At 45.5% G+C, this 19,425-nt stretch carries 16 protein-coding genes; 13 read left to right on the plus strand and 3 right to left on the minus strand.

Translation table 11 applies throughout. From position 1 onward, the window contains the following. Positions 1-87 precede the first annotated feature (87 nt). The 6 genes from EC604_RS24225 (at position 88) to EC604_RS24250 (ending at position 8,742) form a co-directional block, all read left to right on the plus strand. Positions 88-1,077 (plus strand): ABC transporter permease, encoded by a 990-nt coding sequence (locus tag EC604_RS24225; protein WP_423246125.1) that lies wholly within the window; start codon positions 88-90, stop codon positions 1,075-1,077. Between the two features lie 13 nt (positions 1,078-1,090). Then, entirely contained in the window at positions 1,091-1,978 is an 888-nt protein-coding gene (locus tag EC604_RS24230; protein WP_123066594.1) for a carbohydrate ABC transporter permease, read from the plus strand. A gap of 51 nt (positions 1,979-2,029) precedes the next feature. After that, positions 2,030-3,673, plus strand: coding sequence for an extracellular solute-binding protein (locus tag EC604_RS24235; protein WP_123066595.1), 1,644 nt, complete (start codon positions 2,030-2,032; stop codon positions 3,671-3,673). Positions 3,674-3,688: 15 nt separating this feature from the next. Further along, on the plus strand, positions 3,689-5,047 hold the full coding sequence (locus EC604_RS24240; protein ID WP_123066596.1) for a glycoside hydrolase family 30 protein: 1,359 nt from the start codon (positions 3,689-3,691) through the stop codon (positions 5,045-5,047). A gap of 300 nt (positions 5,048-5,347) precedes the next feature. After that, positions 5,348-6,976: a response regulator gene (locus EC604_RS24245; RefSeq protein WP_123066597.1), complete on the plus strand. Its 1,629-nt coding sequence runs from the start codon at positions 5,348-5,350 to the stop codon at positions 6,974-6,976. Between the two features lie 11 nt (positions 6,977-6,987). Continuing rightward, positions 6,988-8,742, plus strand: a complete 1,755-nt coding sequence (locus tag EC604_RS24250) for a cache domain-containing sensor histidine kinase (protein ID WP_123066598.1) — start codon at positions 6,988-6,990, stop codon at positions 8,740-8,742. Positions 8,743-8,786: 44 nt separating this feature from the next. Here the strand turns inward: EC604_RS24250 and EC604_RS24255 are convergent, their stop codons facing one another. From EC604_RS24255 to EC604_RS24265, 3 genes are all read right to left on the minus strand, one after another. Then, complete coding sequence (locus EC604_RS24255; protein WP_123066599.1) at positions 8,787-9,677, minus strand: carbohydrate ABC transporter permease; 891 nt, start codon at positions 9,675-9,677, stop codon at positions 8,787-8,789. 15 nt (positions 9,678-9,692) lie between these two features. Then, complete coding sequence (locus EC604_RS24260; RefSeq protein ID WP_123066600.1) at positions 9,693-10,583, minus strand: ABC transporter permease; 891 nt, start codon at positions 10,581-10,583, stop codon at positions 9,693-9,695. A 77-nt stretch (positions 10,584-10,660) separates the two neighbouring features. After that, positions 10,661-12,256, minus strand: a complete 1,596-nt coding sequence (locus tag EC604_RS24265) for a hypothetical protein (RefSeq protein WP_123066601.1) — start codon at positions 12,254-12,256, stop codon at positions 10,661-10,663. Positions 12,257-12,630: 374 nt separating this feature from the next. Here EC604_RS24265 and EC604_RS24270 point away from each other — a divergent pair, with 374 nt between their 5' ends. From EC604_RS24270 to EC604_RS24300, 7 genes are all read left to right on the plus strand, one after another. After that, positions 12,631-13,866: an RNA polymerase sigma factor gene (locus tag EC604_RS24270; RefSeq protein ID WP_123066602.1), complete on the plus strand. Its 1,236-nt coding sequence runs from the start codon at positions 12,631-12,633 to the stop codon at positions 13,864-13,866. A gap of 254 nt (positions 13,867-14,120) precedes the next feature. Continuing rightward, on the plus strand, positions 14,121-15,128 hold the full coding sequence (locus EC604_RS24275) for an alpha/beta fold hydrolase (RefSeq protein ID WP_345789280.1): 1,008 nt from the start codon (positions 14,121-14,123) through the stop codon (positions 15,126-15,128). 126 nt (positions 15,129-15,254) lie between these two features. After that, positions 15,255-15,875 carry an NAD(P)-dependent oxidoreductase gene (locus EC604_RS24280; protein WP_123066603.1) on the plus strand — a complete coding sequence of 207 codons (621 nt, stop codon included), beginning with the start codon at positions 15,255-15,257 and terminating at the stop codon, positions 15,873-15,875. Positions 15,876-16,135: 260 nt separating this feature from the next. After that, positions 16,136-16,603: a hypothetical protein gene (locus EC604_RS24285; protein WP_123066604.1), complete on the plus strand. Its 468-nt coding sequence runs from the start codon at positions 16,136-16,138 to the stop codon at positions 16,601-16,603. Continuing rightward, positions 16,600-17,655, plus strand: a complete 1,056-nt coding sequence (locus EC604_RS24290; protein WP_123066605.1) for a CehA/McbA family metallohydrolase — start codon at positions 16,600-16,602, stop codon at positions 17,653-17,655. The genes EC604_RS24285 and EC604_RS24290 overlap by 4 nt, the downstream gene beginning before the upstream one ends. Next, complete coding sequence (locus EC604_RS24295) at positions 17,652-18,410, plus strand: glycerophosphodiester phosphodiesterase (RefSeq protein ID WP_123066606.1); 759 nt, start codon at positions 17,652-17,654, stop codon at positions 18,408-18,410. Before EC604_RS24290 ends, EC604_RS24295 begins: the two co-directional genes overlap by 4 nt. After that, a complete protein-coding gene (locus EC604_RS24300) occupies positions 18,388-19,425 on the plus strand; it encodes a LacI family DNA-binding transcriptional regulator (protein ID WP_123066607.1) in 1,038 nt (345 codons plus the stop codon). Before EC604_RS24295 ends, EC604_RS24300 begins: the two co-directional genes overlap by 23 nt.

Below are 19,425 nucleotides of genomic sequence, written 5' to 3' on the forward strand. Positions count from 1 at the left end.
AAGGGAGTTTTTTGGGATAAAATAAAAACGTTTTTATAAAACGGAATAAATACACCTATCGACACATACAGAGGGGAGCAACGAAGGATGAGTCACTTGACGACTACAGCAGACAGACAGCAGCAACCTCTTAAACCCGGTGGCAAAAAACATTTCAAGCAACGGTTCAATACATTCTGGGTCGATTTCGCCAGACAATGGGAGATCCAGTCGATGGTTCTACCCGGCATTCTGTTCATGATTGTCTTCTGTTACATACCGATCTACGGATTAACGATTGCGTTCAAAAATTACACCGTCATTGATACACTGTCCAGTGCCCCATGGGTGGGGCTGGATAACTTCAGAATCATCATGTCAGACAAATACTTCTGGGATGCCGTTGTGAATACGCTGGGCATCAGCTTTTTGAAGCTAGGGATTGGCTTTGTCATTCCGATTATTCTGGCCATTATGATTTACGAGCTGAACAGTGGACGATTCAAGAAATTTGTGCAAACGGTTTCATATCTACCTCATTTTCTCTCATGGATCGTGCTGGGCGGTATGCTCATCACCTGGTTCTCCACAACCGGCTTGTTCAATGAACTACTGCTCGGTCTTGGCATCATATCACAGCCGCAAAACATATTGCTGGACGCAGGCAAGTATTGGTGGATCGCCACGTTATCGGATATTTGGAAGGAAGCTGGCTGGGGCACCATTTTGTATCTCGCCATCATGTCCAAGATCGATCCTACGTATTACGAGGCCGCCAAAATCGATGGAGCCAGCCGGATGCGTCAGATCTGGAATATCACCTTGCCTAACATGAAATCCATTATCAGTCTGAATCTGATCCTGACGGTCAGCGGACTACTCGGTTCGAATCTCGATCAAACGCTGGTGCTCATGAACTCACAGAACCGCGAAAAGGCCGAAGTCATCAATTCATATGTCTATCGTATGGGGATGTCGCAAGGAGACTTTTCGTATGCTACCGCCGTAGGTTTGGGTGTTTCCATCATTTCTGTAATTCTGCTGGTCACGGCAAACAAAATCACAAGCAAGCTTAATGACAACCAGTCTGTGCTGTAGAAGGAGGTCCCTCATGAATGGAAAAGCGGCAAAAGAAGATCTGGACAGCCGGATTTTTGATACGCTCAATATTATTTTTTTAATGATCTGTACCATCATCATTATCGTTCCGCTCTGGAATGTCATCATCTCGTCCTTTAGTTCAGGCAAAGCACTCGCAGAAGGTGGATTCATCTTCTGGTCACCGGAGTTCTCGCTGGAAAACTACCGAGCGGTGTTTAACGATTCCAACATCTGGCAGGCGTTCTTCATCTCTGTGTCCAAAACCACCATCGGTGTCGTGACACATGTATTCTTTTGTGCCATGGTCGGATACGGACTCAGCAAGAAGTACCTGAGAGGACGTAAATTGTATGTAGCCATGGGTGTAATTACTATGTTTTTCTCCGGCGGCATGATTCCAACCTTTTTGCTCATCAAGGCACTAGGTCTCCTGAACAGCTTCTGGGTGTATATTATTCCGGCTTTGTTCAGTTTCTTCGATGTAGTTATCCTGATGAATTTCTTCCGAAATGTACCGGATTCACTGGAAGAATCGGCGAAGATGGATGGGGCTGGAGACTGGCATATCTTTCTCAAAATCTTTATCCCGCTGTCCATGCCAGCAATGGCGACCATCGCTTTATTTAATGGGGTAGGCCAGTGGAACGACTTTATGACGACCAAACTGTATATCACAGACCAATCACTGTACCCGTTACAGATGATGTTATATGAAATTATTGTGCAATCCCAGACACAGTCCATGCAGAACGTTGGCGGGTCTGTCGTGATCGAAACAACAACCAAAGGGGTGCAGCTTGCCACCATCGTCATTACGACATTGCCAATTGTGCTGATCTACCCTTTGTTACAACGATATTTCATTTCAGGCATGATGCTTGGAGCTGTTAAGGAATAAAACGATAGATTCACATCAACGATTTATATTCGACTACGAGGGGGAAAACACATGTTTAATATTCACCGGGTACTGGGCAAAAGAGGGGTTAAAGGATGTGCAGCATTACTCACAGCTGTGTTCATGATTACGGGATGCAGCGGCGGTTCCGATGGATCGAGTGAAGCAAACTGGGTATCCATTGAGAATCGCTATACGGTTGATCCGGAGAAACCAGCATGGCAGCTCGATAAAAAGGAAGAAGTGACCGATCTGACCTGGTACGTCAATGCAGACTGGTGGAATACCGATTTTGGCAAAGATATCGTCACTAAAAAGATTAAGGAAGACTTGAACATTAACATCAAATTTATTACAGGCGATGATACCAAATTAAATACCTTTTTTGCTGGCGGAGATATGCCTGATCTGCTGACGGTGTTTGATTCCAATTCGCAAGTCGTGAGCAAAGCATCAACCTGGGCCATGCCTCTTAATGATCTAGCTGAGAAATACGATCCGTATTTCAACAAGGTCGCGGCTGCGGACACGCTGAAGTGGTTCCAGCAAGCGGATGGCAAGACCTACGGTTATCCGAATTATTCCAACACACAAGCAGATTATGATAGCGGTAACATTCCAGCAAAGACCGCCTTTATTATCCGCAAGGATGTATATGAAGCATTAGGCAGTCCAGTCATAGGAACACCGGAACAATTCCAGAGTGTGATGAAACAGATCAAGGAAAAGTTCCCATCGCTCATTCCGTTTGGCTTCAACGCCATCGGTGGAGGCACAGGTTCACTTGGCGATGCGTTACAGGATTTTATCGGCGTACCTCTGGAGACGGAAAACGGAGAGTTCTATGACCGCAATCTGGACGAAGATTACCTGACTTGGCTGAAAACATTAAACGCCGTGTATAGAGACGGCAATATTAGTGATGACAGTTTTGCGGATGACGGTACAGCCTTTGAAGAAAAAGTGAAATCCGGTAAATATGCGACCATGCTGCTCGATGGCACACCTCAGCAGGGTGGAAATCTTCAGATTTACATGAGTGATAACGAAGGCAAAGAGTACATTGCCATTGATGGGCCGCAAAGTACCAAGGGCAACGCACCGACACTGAATCAGTCCGGTATTACAGGCTGGATGATTAATTTCATCTCCAAGGATGCTAAAGACCCTGCCAAAGCGATGCAGATTTTCACCTATTTGCTGAGTGAAGAAGGACAAATGCTGATGAACTATGGCATTGAAGGAGAGACATTTAAGAAAAAAGCCGACGGTACAGTGGAATTACTTCCGGCAGTGAAGGACATGCAATTGCATAATGCGGATCAATTCAAGAAGGAGTATCGCCTGGGTGAATTTATGTTCTTCGGTCATGACCGTCATAAGGCGCTGAGTGCCGATGCCTTCCCAGAAGCCATAAAACAAATGCAAGCATGGGGCAAAGGCAAGCTGACACCTCATTTTATTCTGGAAAATATTAACCCAAACCTGGGCACACCGGAAGCTCGCGCCTTGTCCGCCATCAACACCAAATGGAACTCAACACTGGTAAGCATGTTGCGTTCAAAGGATGATGCCTCGTTTGACAATGCCCTTGCCGCATATCAATCGTTTCTAGAGGAAAATCGCTGGCCTGACATTGTGAAGATCCGCAGCGAGAAGATGAAGCAGAATAAAGAGAAATTAGGCATGCAATAATGAGGAGGCTTCGCAATGACAACATACAAAATATTCAAAACTACGGGAGAGAATGACCTGTTTCGTCTGGTTCACCCTGAGGAATATAATCCAATCAAGTCTGCAGACGCTGATTCTTTAACGGCAACCGTACAGTTGAATGATCGCCAAACGTATCAGGAGGTGGACGGGTTTGGAGCATCATTCACGGACGCTGCGGCATATCTGATGAATCAAAAGATAACGGACGAACAGCGGGCGGAAGTGATGACACGGCTGTTCCATCCGACAGAAGGAATCGGCTTGTCGGTGATCCGCAACCCCATGGGCGCTTCGGATTATGCCCGCACGGTATACAGTTATAACGATCTGCCCGACCATCAGACAGACCCAGAATTAGACGGATTTAGCATTGCACATGATGAAGCGGATATCATCCCGTTAACCCAGCAGGCGCTTGCACTGAATCCCGATTTGAAGCTGTTCGCTTCACCGTGGAGCGCACCCGGCTGGATGAAAACAAGCGGCTCCATGATTACAGGCCAGCTCAAGCCTGAGTGGTATTCGGCATATGCCGAGTATTTTGTAAAATATATTCGGTCATATGCAGCTCATGGTCTGCCAATCTATGCAATCACCCCGCAGAATGAGGCTTTATATGAGCCGGGACATTATCCAGGTATGCTGATGCCTGCTGAGGCGCAAGCAGACTTTATTGTCCATCATCTCAAGCCAGCTTTTATACGCAACAACCTTGACACCAAAATCTTCTGTTATGATCATAATTGGGATCGTCCGGATTATCCACTGACCGTTCTGGAACATGCAGAAGAAGCCGTGGATGGAGTGGCATGGCATTGGTATGGGGGAGATGCGTCAGCCCAATCCAAAGTATACGAAGCTTTTACGGGAAAAGAAGTGCATTTCACGGAAGGTTCTGGAGGGGAATGGATTCCCCCGTTTGAACAAGCGTTCTCCAATGTGATTCGAACGGGCATTCAGATTTTGCGAAACTACAGCAAGTCACTCGTGCTATGGAATATGGCACTGGATGAACACAATGGCCCTACGGTGCCGGGTTTTGGGCAGAGCACCTGTCGTGGCATTGTGCAGATTAACCAGCAGACGGGAGATCTTGTCTACACGCTGGATTATTACGCGCTGGCTCATTTCAGTGCTTTGATTCGCCCTAAAGCGGTTCAAATCCAATCGGTCTCCAGCGACGATTCAATATACACGGTAGCTTTTCGCAACACGGACGGAAGCACAGCATTGGTACTGTTTAACGATGGTCAAGAAGGCAAACAGGTTAAGATTGATATGCAAGATCAAGAGAGCCTTGTTGTATACATGGAATCCAAATGTGCTGTATCCATATTAATATCGAACGAATAAAAGGGCAGCAGCTCGGCTATGACCTATTAGTTGTAGAAAAGAAAACCTGCCTCAGCATGTATTCATGTGTTCTCGATATTACTGAGAGTAATAATGCGAACGATGTAGACCGCCAACTTTGGCGGTCTTTTGTCTGTTTTTTAATCTGCTGTATATTTTTTGATCGTTTTCTGATCATTTTTCTACACATTAAGGGGATTTCATGCATGCAGTCCGAATAAATTACAAGATAGAATGCACATGCCCATGAATATTTAGGGTGATATCTCGTGTATAAATAACCAACTTTGGAGGACTTCCATGTATAAACTGATGATTGTAGAGGACGAATTGCTGATGCGTGTTGGCATTCGTTCCATGCTGAACTGGGAAGAATACGGTTTTTGTGTGACAGGTGAGGCTAGTAATGGAAAAGAAGCACTGGAGCTTGCGCTTGAGAAGGTGCCCGACCTGATCATTACAGACATCCGAATGCCCGTTATGGATGGATTAGAGTTAATCAAACAGTTATCCCCATCGTTAAAAAGCTGTAAATTCGTCATTCTGAGCAATTTTGATGAATTAGATTATGTGAAAAATGCTTTAAAGTTCGGTGCCGCCGATTACTTAATTAAAAGCGAAATTAATGAGCAATCGCTCATCGAGCTTTTGACGAATATACGGGAGAAGTTGCAAAGTGAACACCATCAATTAAACGCCTCACCCTATATATCCTCCGATTATTCCAAGAGTATTCGATATTTAAAGGATAGCTTTTTCCAAGATGTTGTAAGCGGATTCATCCATGAAAAAGAGTTGTTTTCCAAAGCGGAAGAACTCCATTTTCGTATCCAGTCAGACCAACTAGTCGTCATCAAATTCATCGTTAATCATTATGAGAAGGTCAAACGCAAGTACATTGAAAAAGGGGAAAAGCTGCTCCGTTTCTCGATACTCAACATTATGGAAGAGGTTATTCCATCCCGGTGGGCAAAGGAGATTTTTGTGGAAAGCTCGTCTGAATACTGGGTGGTGGTTAACGTTGAATCTAACGCGGATGCACATGCTGACCTGAACAAGCTGATTCGTAAAGTGCTCATTTCCATTAAGGATTTTATGAACCTGTCACTTACAGCAGGAGTAAGTTCGGTTTGTATCGGCTTTGTGTCGTTGCGGAAAGCATGTCAGGAGGCAGAATTTGCGCTCAAGGAAAGCTTTTTCACGGATGAAAGCCAGATCCTGTATGTTGATGAGGTACGTGAAACCCCGAACAGGGAAGACGTTGAACATCTGCTGAGTCCGCAGCAGGAACAACATTTCATGAAAATTTGTATGAGCAAAAATAAGGAGAAAGCCCGGCAATTTGTTGAAGAAATCTACATTCGCCTGAAGACCATACGGGCGGACGAGAACAGCATCCGCAAGCAATACATTACGCTGCTCGAAACGATGCACGCCCATTTGCTGAACAGCACATCACGAAGCAAGATCTCAGTAACCGAAAAATCCCCCTATGAGATTGTCCTGAACGGGGAGCATTGGGAGGATATCCATCAGAATGTGCTGACTTATATCACGGAGACATTTAGCGCGAGCTCCCAGGTCACACACGAACTCAAATATACAGACCTCGCAATAGACATCATCAACCGTTATTATGCAGAGGATCTTTCCCTGCAAAGTGTAGCTAGCCAGATTAACGTGAATCCGTCCTATTTAAGTCGTTTGTTCAAGCAGGAGAAGAAGGAAAATTTCATCTCATATCTGACCCGGGTTCGTATTGATCATGCGAAGGCTTATCTGCTCAGCAAAGATCTGAAAATATATGAGATTGCCGATAAAGTCGGGTATCACAACTACACGTATTTCAGTAAGATTTTCAAAAAGAACACAGGGCTTACGCCAGAGGAATATCGGGAACAGCAGCATGTGCATGCCATTCGTGAATAGAGGTGTGATCGATGAAATATACGCGGCCTTTTCAGATTAAATACAAGATTATGGTAATCTGTATGATCGTCATCATCTTTCCTGTTTTTGTGATGACCATTAATTCGTACTATTCTTCCGAGCGGTTATTATCACAGAATTACAATACACTGCTTAGTGATTTGACCAAACAGACGAACATTCGCATCGACGAGTTTTTGAAAGAAATCGAAAAGATCACCCTGCTCGCCAGCAACGGACTCAATGACAGTTTATCTGCTACCCATGAAGGCAGCTTTCCGATCCAGGATTTTCTGCGTGTAAGTGATGAGGAAACCGAAATCGCGGCATATAACATATTAATGAATTATATTATGATGAAGGATCGTGTATTTTCCATTTATTTATACAATATGAACGGTGGACAAGACTTGTTTGTAAGTCCACATCAACCGATTGACAAAGCCTTCAATGTAAGAAATGAGCTGTGGTTCAAGAAGTTTATGCATGACGACGAGCGTACGATCACGTTAACCACCCGGGTTGACAAGCAGCTCGAAAATAAAGTACTCGCCGTGTCCCATGCACGAAAAATTCATGATGTCACGAACGGCAAATTGCTTGGCGTGATGGTGGTTAGCATCGATATTAAATTTATTGAAATCGTCAATCGTAACTTGCAGGAAGGACTTCGATCCAGATTCATGATTATCGATGAAGACGAAAAGATCGTCTACAACGTCAACGACCAGTTAATCGGCACCTTGTTTCGAGATAACGTTCGTCCATCCGAGGCAACCAATGTCGTAGTAAAGAGTCCGCTTAGTCAGCAGAAATGGACTACATATGTCTATATGCCGCTGGAAGAGCTGACAGCCGACGGTAGAATACTAGGTAAAAACCTCGTAACACTAGCGATCGTCATGTCACTTTTCGCTGCAGTTATCTCCATTTTCTTGTCTCACGTCATTACACGTCCCATCAAAAAGCTGTTAAACAATATACGTCTTGTCGAAAAGGGGCAGTTTGAGCAGGTGCAGGATATTCGCTCCCGTGATGAGATTGGTCATTTATCCACCAGATTCAACCGAATGTCACATGAATTGAAACGAATGGTGGAGCGCATGCAGCAGGAAGAGATCGAGAAGGCCGCCGCCGAGATGCGGGCACTGCATGATCAGATTAACCCTCACTTTCTGTATAATACTTTAGGTTCCGTGAAATGGATCGCTTCCATGCAACAGGCCGACAAAATTGTAGATATGACCGATGCACTGATCTCTATGCTTCGATATGCCACCAAGTCTGATGGAAGTCTCGTCATGATTCGTGAAGAATTAAACCACATTGCACATTACGTGACCATCCAGAATGTTCGATATTACGGCAGTATTCAGATGAAATATGAGATCGATGAAAACCTGCTGCATTATGCAATGCCTAAAATGATCCTGCAGCCCATCGTAGAGAACGCGTTCTTTCACGGTCTGGCCGAGATCGAAGAGGATGGCTTGATTACAATTCGAATTGGGGCCCAGAAGGAAGATATCTGCATTGAAGTTTGTGATAATGGAACGGGTATGGACCAGAGTATGGTACGAAGCTTGATGGAGGAAAAGCATGAAACAGGAAGTGGAGGCCGGGGGATAGGCCTCTATAATGTACAACGACGTATTCAACTTCACTTTGGCCAGCCGTATGGAATACAAGTGAAAAGTGAGATCGGCAAAGGAACAACGTTTGCGATTCTGCTTCCAGCAATCCCCTGTGTACCAGATAACAAGTGAACGTGTGCTCGACAGTCGCATACGAAGTCGCCCTTTATGTCACCTTAGCCTTTAACACTGCCGAGTACCAGTCCTTTAGTAAAATATTTCTGCAAGAACGGATAGATCAGCAGAATCGGTATTGCACCGAGGAACATCTGTGCCGCTCGCCCTGTTCGGGCATTCATCATGGATAAGAGCTGGGTGTAATCGGATCCGGATTTCAACATCATCTGCTCAAAGCTTTGAAGCAGCGTCTGCAAATAGCTCTGTAACGGATAGTTGGCCGGATTGTTCATGTAGATAATGCCGTCAAACCAGGAGTTCCAGTGACCCACAATGCTGAACAATCCAACCGTTGCAAGTGCTGGTTTGAGAAGAGGCAGCATGATGCGGATCAGCACCTGCAGAGGGCCTGCGCCGTCAATGATAGCCGATTCTTCAATCTCCTCCGGCAAGCCTCGAATAAAGTTCATGAGAATAATCATGCTGAACACGGGAAGCGCTCCTGGCAGAATCAGAGACCAGATGGAATCAATCAGTCCCATTTTCACCACAACGAGATAGGTCGGGATCAAGCCGCCGCTAAACAGCATCGTAATGATAAAAAATCCCATGTAGACGTTGCGCCCCATCACTTTCTGTTTGGTTTTGGATAGAGGGTAGGCTGTGAGCACAATTAACACCAGATTCACAAGTGTACCCAGGACCGTTCGCTGGATGGCAACCCATAGCGAGGAATAAAACGCGCCACCAGAAAGGGCAAACTCATAAGCTTTGGTTGTGAACTCTACAGGCCAGAAGGTAACACTACCTGCCGATACCGCTGAACTGCTGCTGAAGGACACGGCGAGTAAATTCACAAATGGCAACACACAGATTAGCGAGATGGTCAGCAGGATCGTGTAATTTATAATAAGAAACACGCGTCTGCTTATACTTTTATCATAGATCATGCGAATATGCCCTCCTTAGAAGATACGGTAACCCGCCACGCGGTAAGCCAGAATGTAAGAGACAGCTACTAAAATGCAGGAGATCACGGATTTGAATAATCCAACGGCGGTCGCAATGGAATATTGGGCCTGCTGTATCCCCAAACGGTAGACATAAGTATCGATAATATCACCAGTCTGATAAACGACAGGAGAGTAGAGATTGTAAATCTGGTCGAATCCGGCATTCAGCACATTGCCAAGGGAAAGCACAGACATCAAGACAATCGTTGGCATCAATAGCGGCAGGGTGATATAGAGCGTTTGCTTCCAACGCTTCGCTCCATCGATCACTGCGGCTTCATACAGTCCGGGATCAATGCTGGTTAAAGCCGCGAGATAAACGACCGTTCCAAAACCGAAACCCTTCCATATGTCACTCACGATCATCGTCCATGGAAAGATTGAAGGAGTGCCGAGAAAAGAGATCGGTTTGACGCCGAACAAACTCAGGAACGTATTCACGATGCCATCCGCACTCAGAATATCCAGCATAATGCCCGCCATAATGACCCATGACAAGAAATTCGGTATATATACGAGGGTCTGGAACGTGCGTTTAATCCCGTTGTGAAGGACTTCGTTCAATAGCAGTGCGAAAACAACCGGCACGACAATGCCGCCAATCATTTTGAATATGGACATGTAGAGGGTGTTCCAGATCGTTCTCACAAAGTTAGGCTGATTGAATACATGCGTGAAATTGTCCCATCCTACCCAAGGCGAGTTAAAGCCGAGACCGGGGTTATATTTTTGAAACGCAATAATTAGTCCATAGAACGGGATGTAGCTAAAAATAAATACCAGCACAACGCTGGGGATCAACATGAGGTGGTACGGACTTTGCTGCTTCCATTTTTTCAGCATGGTTTTTCCTCCGTTCAGTTATCAAAAAGAGGGGGTGAGAACGGGCTCACCCCCTCCAGCTTCACAACGCAAATGCTTTATTTCCCGTAGGCTTCATTGACTGCTTCAATGGCATTGTCTCCGCCGGCTGCTCGCCAGTTCTGTACGACCACGTCAAAGTAATCGATGCTTTCACTGCCCATAATGATTTTGGTAAATCCTTCGGTCAGAATGTCATCCAGCGTTGTGCCGTAGCTGGAGAGAGCTTCTGGCGTAACCCCCCATAGCGCGGTTTTGATATAGTTGTTGCTATCGAGCACTTTTTTGGCCAGACCATATGCATTTTTCGGAGCACCCTGCTGCAAATAATCGCCAGTTGCTCCTGGTGTCGCATTTTTGATAAACTCCACGCTATTGTTGTATTTCTGCCACATTCCTGAAGTCGTGAGTCCGCTCGTATCCTTCGTTTCAAGAGCTTTGGATACAGCTTCAAACTGCTCATAGTCCGAATTCGGATTAAGTACACGGAATGCACCAACCACGTGGGCAATATCATTGTCGAGCAGGGCAGACAGTGTCTCCGGTTTCTCCTTGCCGTTGCCTTCATCTACGATGTAGGCATAATCATTCAGGATTTCGATCACCGCTTGCGGATTGGCGGCATCCTTTTTCATAACGATGTAGTTGTTGTTGGCAAAAAAGATAGACTGTTTTGCTTCCTTACCATCAACGGTTGGAATGAGATATGGATAAAAGATCGCATCTTTGCCCAGATTGGCAATCGTATCTACGCCCGGATTATACCCCCACCACTGATAGTAAGGCTGGATGCCTACTTTACCAGCAACGATGTCGGCATTCATGGCATTGAAGTCTTTAATCGCGAATTCGGGATCAATAATGCCCAATTTATACCATTCCGCCCACTCGGCAAGCGCGTTTTTCATCTCAGGTTGAATGGAGCCATAGGTGAGTTTTCCCGAACGATCTTCAATCCACATGTCGGGATGTGCGTTCCATGCAATGGCTAGCAGGTTGAGATAGTCCAGGGATTGATCTACAGCGATGCCGTATCCACCGTGTTTTTCCATAAATTTGAGCGCCATATTTTTGATATCTTCAACGGATTTCGGATCTTGCAGTTTAAGCTCTTCTTTCCAGTCGTTCCGTATCCAGATAAAGTCGGGCTGATCAATTAACCCCCAGTGCATCTGCGGTATACCGTAGAGTTTTCCGTCTTTCTTGCCTGATTCGTAGCTGTCTGCATCCGCTTTCATATAACCTTTCAGACGTTCCGAGGCATGTTGTTCAAAGGCTTCTGTCAAATCCATGACCATATCGGCTTCAACCAACTGGCGCAGCTGAGAAGGGTTCACCCGAAAAACGTCTGGTAATTCATTGGAAGAGATGGCGAGATTAAGCTTGGTTTCGTACTCATCACTAACCCAGTCCGTCTTGACGTTAATGTTTAACTTCTCTTTATACCGGCGAGTCCAGACATTATTGGTGATATCATCGCCCTTGGGATATTTCGCTGAACTGTACTCCGATGTGACCGTATGAATGGTGACTGCACCTGTGCCATCATCGTCCGCATCGGTTTGTGCTTTACCTTTTCCCGTGTCACTACAAGCTGTGATCAACAGAGCGGACATGCTCATCGACAAGATTAGAAGCTTCATCTTTTGGTTCATTCACGTTCCCCCTCAAGTTCAAGTCATATTTAGGAAAGTTGTACATGAAGATATTGTAATGGAGAATAAGAGGAGCGGATATAAACGTTATTGACCAGAATCTGTATGATTTTTTACTTTAGAGGGAGATTGCGAGGACGATTGGGATAAAAAGTGTGTACGGATCTTGCACTTATTTGAACTGTGTTGCACTTTTTTGACCTGGTTGAACCGATAAAGTCACTATAATAGCCCTATTGCATGATATTGATGTTGAGCGGTTCTAGAGAAAATCGTGAGAATAATCGGAAGTATACATATTTTTTCAGCTAAGTTGTGGCTATTCGTTGTGCTGCGGTGTCTAATTCATTGTAAATCAAGAGGAGGTTCACACCATGTCAGGAGCTCATGACACAGAATTCACAGCTGTTTATCCGGATGAACAGGACATCACTACCCGATTTGAACGCATCTATGCATTATATCGTGACCGCATACGAAGTTACTTTTTGCTGAAATTAAATGCCGCGGCTGCAGACGACCTTACCCAACAGGTATTTATGAAAGCATCGGAGAACATGCATCGTTTTAGAGGGAACGCGCATATTTTCACATGGATTTTCAAGATTGCCCAGAATACGTTAAAAAACGAATATCGCAGATTGTCACGTCAGAACGAAACACCGCTTGATTTTACACAATTAGAATCGCAGTCCATCACTCTTGAGTTTACAAAGTATGTTGACTTTCGAATTGACATTGGCGCGGCACTACAGACACTGGATGAGAAAAATCAGGAGATTATTGCGTTACGTTTTTTCGCAGATTGTACGCTACCCGAGATTGCGAGTATTGTTGGCATGCGTGAGAGCGCAGTGAAGAACCGTTTATACCGCGCCCTTGGAAAGCTCAAGCATGAATTAAATGAATGGGGGAACATGGCCACCATGTCGATTGAACAATTGATTTCTATAGAAAATAAAGGAAGTTCAGAACATTCGGACAACCGTCTGAAAAAAGCAAATCATGATCTCTTCACGGAACTAAGCGGTAATGTCGAACGACTTGTGACCAAATACAACTACCAGCCCAAACGTAAAGTCATCATTGAAATGTATCCAGATCTCCCAACCTTTCATCGGGCTGTGGGGGAAGCGGATGCGCCTAACTGGTTCACGGGTACGTATGAAGAAAACATTCTTAAGATCGTATCACCACTCAATCCCGGACCCGAGCATACCTACGAGTCTATTATTAAAGGTACGATTCACCTGTTTTCCATGTGGCTGATTGAGGAGATTAATCCTAAGGCCCCCAAATGGATTAGACAAGGAATCGGCGGATACGATGCCAAACTGATGACACCCGATTTTCTGGAAAATTCGACGAAAGAGGCCATTCGCACGAATTCGATTCCCACCTTTGCTCAATTAGACGATGATACATGGGATTTTGAAACCAAGAAAGGATTCCAATTCTCGTATATGTTTGTCGAGTTTGTCCTAGAGAAGTACGGTATAGAGGCTTTGAATCAATTGATCCGTCAGCCGCAGGATCTCAAAGGTATTTTAGGGTGCTCAGAAACTGAATTTCATCAGAAACTGGTTGACTATCTGGAGAAATTATATTAAGAACTCACATGAAACGAACGACAGTTTAACGATTATAAGCCTGCACACCTTCAGCAACATGCAGTCCCCGTTCATTATGGGATATCATGACTGGAGGTGTTTTTACATTTAAATAAGGTGGAAGGAAGGTTTATAGCGTTCGTTCATGTTCCGTTCATATTGCATTCATTCTAGGGACATCGAAGTTGAGTACACTTGACTTGGAGTAGAGCAAGACCCACCCCAGAAGGAAACATGACATAAAGGAGCTGAAGGTGTTGATCGAACCAAGTCATTCAGATTCAAAAAAAACAAAAGCAAGCCAGGATTCCAAAGCCAAGCGAGTTCTTAAACTTTTACTAAAAGTCGTAGTCTCTATACTTATCGTCATCCTGCTTTTCATCGCGACCGTGTTCACGGTGAACCAAGTCAGCAGTCATGCTGAACAAAAGCGACTGGAGAACTACGGGCAACAGGTATCTGTCGATGGAAAACGAATGAACGTATTCATGCAGGGTGAAGGGAAAGAAACAATAGTCATTTTACCTGGGTTCGGAACAGCTTCTCCTGCACTTGATTTTAAGCCACTCATCTCCGAACTAAGTCCTCATTATAAGGTCGTAGTTATTGAACCTTTTGGTTACGGACTAAGTGAGCAGACCGACAAGGAACGTAGTTCGGCTAATATCACACATGAGATACATAGTGCATTGCAAAGCCTGGGTATCAAACGTTATACGCTCATGGCGCATTCCATCTCAGGTCTCTACAGTCTAGAATATGTGAACCGATACGAGGATGAGGTGCAGGCGTTCATTGGGCTAGATCACAGTGTTCCGTCTCTTAGCGAGCAAAAAGTTGAAGCATCCGACATCGAGCCAATTAAATGGTTCCGTAACCTTGGTTTTGCCCGTGTTCAGTTGAAACTGACTGATGACCCGTATGAAGGGCTTTCCTATGACGACGATACCAGAGAACAATTGAACATTTTGATACGCAAAAATATGTATAACAATACACAATTAAACGAGGCTGTGAGCATGTATTCCAATTTTCAGGCAGCGAAACAGCTTACATGGCCTTCGGATTTACCTGTTCTTTTCTTTGTGCAGAAGAATCACCCTGTCGTGAAAGAATGGGTCGCAGAGCATGTGAAACAGATCGCGAACGTTGAACAGGGAGAGATGGTTTTACTGGAGGCCGGACATTACTTGTATCGCTCCCATCCCACGGAGATTGCTGAAAAGATTAAGGAGTTCACTGAAACGATCACTACACATTGAAACAGCAGCGTTATATGGCGTACTTAAAGTACCCGTATAACGCTTTTTTTGTTATTCTATTGTTTTACGGGCCAAATGCCGGTATATCACACAATGAACACAAAAACAAAATCAGGAGGTTTCAATATGCATATTCTAGTGCTTGGGGCTACTGGACGTGTCGGAAGCCATATCGTTAAATATGCGCTTCAGGACGGTTATCAGGTAACTGCATTGGTCCGTACTCCACAGAAAATAAACACGCAACACGATCGCTTGACCATTATCGAAGGTAACGTACTTGAACCCAATGATCTTGTCCATGCCATGCACGGCGTTGATGCGGTAATCAGCGCGCTGAACACGGATGGAACAACCACACTATCCAAAAGCATGCCGTTACTCATCAATGCCATGCAGCACGAGGGCATAAAACGAATCATTACCGTAGGAACAGCCGGTATTCTGCAAAGCAGAACCGAGCCTGGGAAACTGCGATTTCAGTCGAGTGAATCCAAACGCAAGTCAACTAGGGCCGCTGAGGAACATGAACAAGTGTACACACTGCTTAAAGAGTCCACCCCGGAGTGGACGATTGTATGCCCTACGTATTTGCCAGATGGGGAGGTCCGCGGCAACTACCGGGTAGAACGTGACGTTTTACCTGAGGGCGGCACAGAAATTACCGTTGGCGATACCGCTGAATTCACCTATCGTCAACTTAGCGACCGCCGTTTTATAAACACACGTGTAGGCATTTGTTACTGATGCTTTAAGAAAATAAATGATGGGTTGGAAAAATACAGAAATCTCCTCTGTCAATGCGAAAACAATTTAGGTAGATCCACACGACTAGGGCCTGTGTTCTTTTAATAGAAGATAGGCCTTTTTGTGCTTTACAGAATATTAACATGTGCCTGAAACAGGGCTGATGATTTCACCTTAACATAAGTATTGGATGTGGGAACGGTCCCACACTGAACAATCATTTCATTTTTTATAACACGCTGAAGGGCGGTGTGGTTCAAATGAAGGTGCTGGATCTGCAAGGAAGCCTCACTCCCCATGATTCAAAGACACATATATGCATGCCATTTGTCGTTGAAGCCGGATGTTCGAAGCTTCATATGCGTTTACAATATGGACCCAAAACCCTTGAGGATCAGGATAGATCCATAGAGTTGCTTATGGAAAGTTACGATCTGTACATTTTACCCGAACACCGGGAATACGCCATTGCCAACGCAACTCGTCATCTCCCGTTAAAAAATCTGATTACACTCTCGCTGGATGATACCAATCGATATAGAGGAGCATGTCATCGCCATGACCCGATCCAGGAACTTTACATAAGTAAAATGGATGCTTCCCCTGGACTGATGCCGGGTGAACTTCCTGCGGGGACCTGGACGATCATGTTGAGCGTGCATTGTATTGTCACAGAAGAGTGTACGTACCAGATGCAAATCTGGACATCCGAGGAGGACAACCTATGAGATGGCTCGCTTGTGAACTGCATACCCATACGCTGCATAGTGATGGCAGTCAAACTTTGGAGGAACTCGTTAAAGGCGCTGTTGATCTCGGGTTCGATGCAATCGCTTTGACGGACCATAACACGATGTCTGGTCTGATCGGCAAAGATGAGATAGAGCAAAAATATGAGTTATACATCATCCCTGGTATGGAGTGGACGACCTTCTACGGTCATATGGTGACCATTGGACTTCATGAATTTGCAGATTGGCGTGATGTGAGTCGGGAGCATATTGAAAAAGGGATCGCGGCCGTTCATCAACACGGCGGTATTGCCGGAATCGCACATCCATTCCGCATCGGAAGTCCTGCCTGCACAGGTTGCTTCTGGGAATATGATATTACCGACTGGTCCAGTATGGATTATATCGAAGTGTGGTCAGGTACGTTTCCTTCCATTCGAACGGATAATCATCGAGCTTTTGATTTGTGGACACAAAAACTGAATGAAGGATGCCGCATCGCGGCCACATCAGGGCGAGACTGGCATTCACAGGATAAGACCAATGACCCCATCTCTGTCACATACCTTGGCATTGAGGAAGAGGCAAACATGGCTTCGCATCACACCGATCGCTTGATTCGCTCCTTGCGTGAAGGAAGAATATCTGTAACGATGGGGCCATTGCTCACACTGACACTGAGCGTTGGAGAAATTTTGTACCCGCTGGGTTCTATGATTCCGGCAACGCTTCCTGAGACGCTAAATACTACACAGCAGTTGCTGGCGCATATCGCTTTGGACTTCTCTGTACGTGCCGGGAAATGGTCTTTGCCCGAGCAGCCTTTAAGGTTAGTGCTGTACTCCAATCTGGGAGAGGAAGGGCACGGAGAGGTCATCATGCAACACAATGAGCATGTTCTGGAACTGGAGATGCCGTTGTCCACCAACGATGGAGCATCACCTCGAAGATGGATTCGAGCCGAATGCTGGGGCACGATGCAAGGCGCCTATGTACGAATTGCGTTTACCAACGCGATCTATTGGGAGGAAGGAGGGAAGCCGTTATGAGTAGCTTTCCGCTGATTACAGCGCATACCGGCAGTATGGGGTATCCGGATCACTCGTTTGAATCCCTGCAAGCCTCCTTAGCACTTGGGATAGATATTTATGAAGATGATATTCGGATAACCCGGGATGGCATCCCAGTACTGGCACATGATGATGGGATCGAACTCGGCGACGGAAGACAAGGAAGTCTCGAAAAGCTCTCGTTGAATGAGGTACATGCCATGAGTCTAACGCCATTCCCGACCCTTCAGGAGATGCTAGTGCATATTCGCAAGGCAGGTAACATCATGAACCTGGATATCAAAACGGATCGTGCATTAGAGCCCGTGTCTGCCCTGATTGAGCAGATGAACATGAAAGAACACGTATTTCTAAGTGGTTGTGCCTACGACACTGCTTTGAAAGCTGGCAAGTATGCACCTGAAATTCGCCGGTTGCTGAATGTGAACCTTCAACATCTCCAACGTCTCAACTATGCGGATGCCATTATTCAGATGTGCGAAGAGGCCAAACATGCTGACTGCTTTGGACTGAACCTGCCCTTTCAAGTTGTGAGAGAGCAGCTTATAGATATTGTGAAGTCAAACGGTCTTGATGTCTATGTATGGACGGTCATGGACGTAGAGGATATGCGTACGCTAGCAGGCTGGGGTGTCGATTCTATCACAACGCGTAATCCGCTGAAACTGACGACTTTGCGAGAAGAGATGAAACGAGCGGAGGAGAAGCAGGTTGAACCAAAAGCTAAACTATAGTCTGCGTGAACTCGCAGAGCTGGCGGGTGTGTCCAAATCGACAGCATCGCGTGTAATCTCTGGAAACGGGTACGCAAGTCCGGATGTACGAGAGCGTGTACTTCAGGCTGTCGATCAGCTCCGCTACAAACCTAGCGCGGTGGCAAGAGCCATGGTTTCCAAACGCACGTATAACATCGGTGTCATCGTATTTCGGGACAGGCTACCGATTGTATCCCACACACTATATGGGCGAATCATTGATGAGATTCTAATGGCCGCCGAAGCGCTGGGTTACTCGATCTTTTTGAAGACAGATCGGGAAATGTCGTTACGCTCTACCGACTATATGCTGGAGCAGCGTGTGGATGGACTTATTCTGGTGAGCAGACTACAGAAGAACGTAATCGATTACGTAAAAAAATTCAATATTCCGTATCTCATGGTCAACGGATCTACCGAAGATCCTGAGGTTGTGCATCTCGTTAGCAACGACGAGGCTGGAGGTGAACGTGCAGCAGAACATTTGGTTGCATGTGGACACCGCCGATTTTTCATCATTGCCGGGCCAGGCGAACATCGGAGCCACTCGTTACGGCTGAAAGGTTTTTGCCAACGTTTGCAAAGGTTTGGTTTATCCGTATCTGAAGGACAGGTTCGTATTCTGCAATCCTCGGAATCGAGTTTTGAATCCGGGCACCAGTTGATGGAAGAGTACTATCAAACATTCCGGGAAGGACAATACAGTGCTCTTTTCAGTACAAACGATATGCTGGCACTGGGAGCAATGAAGGCCATGTTAGATCGTGGCATGCGAATCCCGGGAGATGTAGCTATTATGGGTTACGATAACACAGATTTATCGATAATGGTTCACCCTTCACTAACAACCGTCAGCGTGGATGCTACAGGCATTGGACGGGATGCCGTATCCCTTCTGGATCGCCTGATTCGCGGGGAAGAGAATGTACCTCGTTTGACCGAATATGAAAGCCACGTACTGATTCGTCAATCAACGAAAAGAAAGGAGGAATAG

It is taken from the genome of Paenibacillus amylolyticus (assembly GCF_003719335.1).
GTDB classification, from domain to species: domain Bacteria; phylum Bacillota; class Bacilli; order Paenibacillales; family Paenibacillaceae; genus Paenibacillus; species Paenibacillus amylolyticus_D.

Bases quoted from the DNA above. Each gene is read 5' to 3' on its own strand.
- EC604_RS24285 (WP_123066604.1), top strand. From the start codon at position 16,136: ATGAAGGTGCTGGATCTGCAAGGAAGCCTCACTCCCCATGATTCAAAG.
- EC604_RS24255 (WP_123066599.1), bottom strand. From the start codon at position 9,677: ATGATCTATGATAAAAGTATAAGCAGACGCGTGTTTCTTATTATAAAT.
- EC604_RS24225 (WP_423246125.1), top strand. From the start codon at position 88: ATGAGTCACTTGACGACTACAGCAGACAGACAGCAGCAACCTCTTAAA.
- EC604_RS24265 (WP_123066601.1), bottom strand. From the start codon at position 12,256: ATGAACCAAAAGATGAAGCTTCTAATCTTGTCGATGAGCATGTCCGCT.
- EC604_RS24270 (WP_123066602.1), top strand. From the start codon at position 12,631: ATGTCAGGAGCTCATGACACAGAATTCACAGCTGTTTATCCGGATGAA.
- EC604_RS24250 (WP_123066598.1), top strand. From the start codon at position 6,988: ATGAAATATACGCGGCCTTTTCAGATTAAATACAAGATTATGGTAATC.
- EC604_RS24230 (WP_123066594.1), top strand. From the start codon at position 1,091: ATGAATGGAAAAGCGGCAAAAGAAGATCTGGACAGCCGGATTTTTGAT.
- EC604_RS24280 (WP_123066603.1), top strand. From the start codon at position 15,255: ATGCATATTCTAGTGCTTGGGGCTACTGGACGTGTCGGAAGCCATATC.
- EC604_RS24240 (WP_123066596.1), top strand. From the start codon at position 3,689: ATGACAACATACAAAATATTCAAAACTACGGGAGAGAATGACCTGTTT.
- EC604_RS24295 (WP_123066606.1), top strand. From the start codon at position 17,652: ATGAGTAGCTTTCCGCTGATTACAGCGCATACCGGCAGTATGGGGTAT.
- EC604_RS24290 (WP_123066605.1), top strand. From the start codon at position 16,600: ATGAGATGGCTCGCTTGTGAACTGCATACCCATACGCTGCATAGTGAT.
- EC604_RS24245 (WP_123066597.1), top strand. From the start codon at position 5,348: ATGTATAAACTGATGATTGTAGAGGACGAATTGCTGATGCGTGTTGGC.
- EC604_RS24235 (WP_123066595.1), top strand. From the start codon at position 2,030: ATGTTTAATATTCACCGGGTACTGGGCAAAAGAGGGGTTAAAGGATGT.
- EC604_RS24260 (WP_123066600.1), bottom strand. From the start codon at position 10,583: ATGCTGAAAAAATGGAAGCAGCAAAGTCCGTACCACCTCATGTTGATC.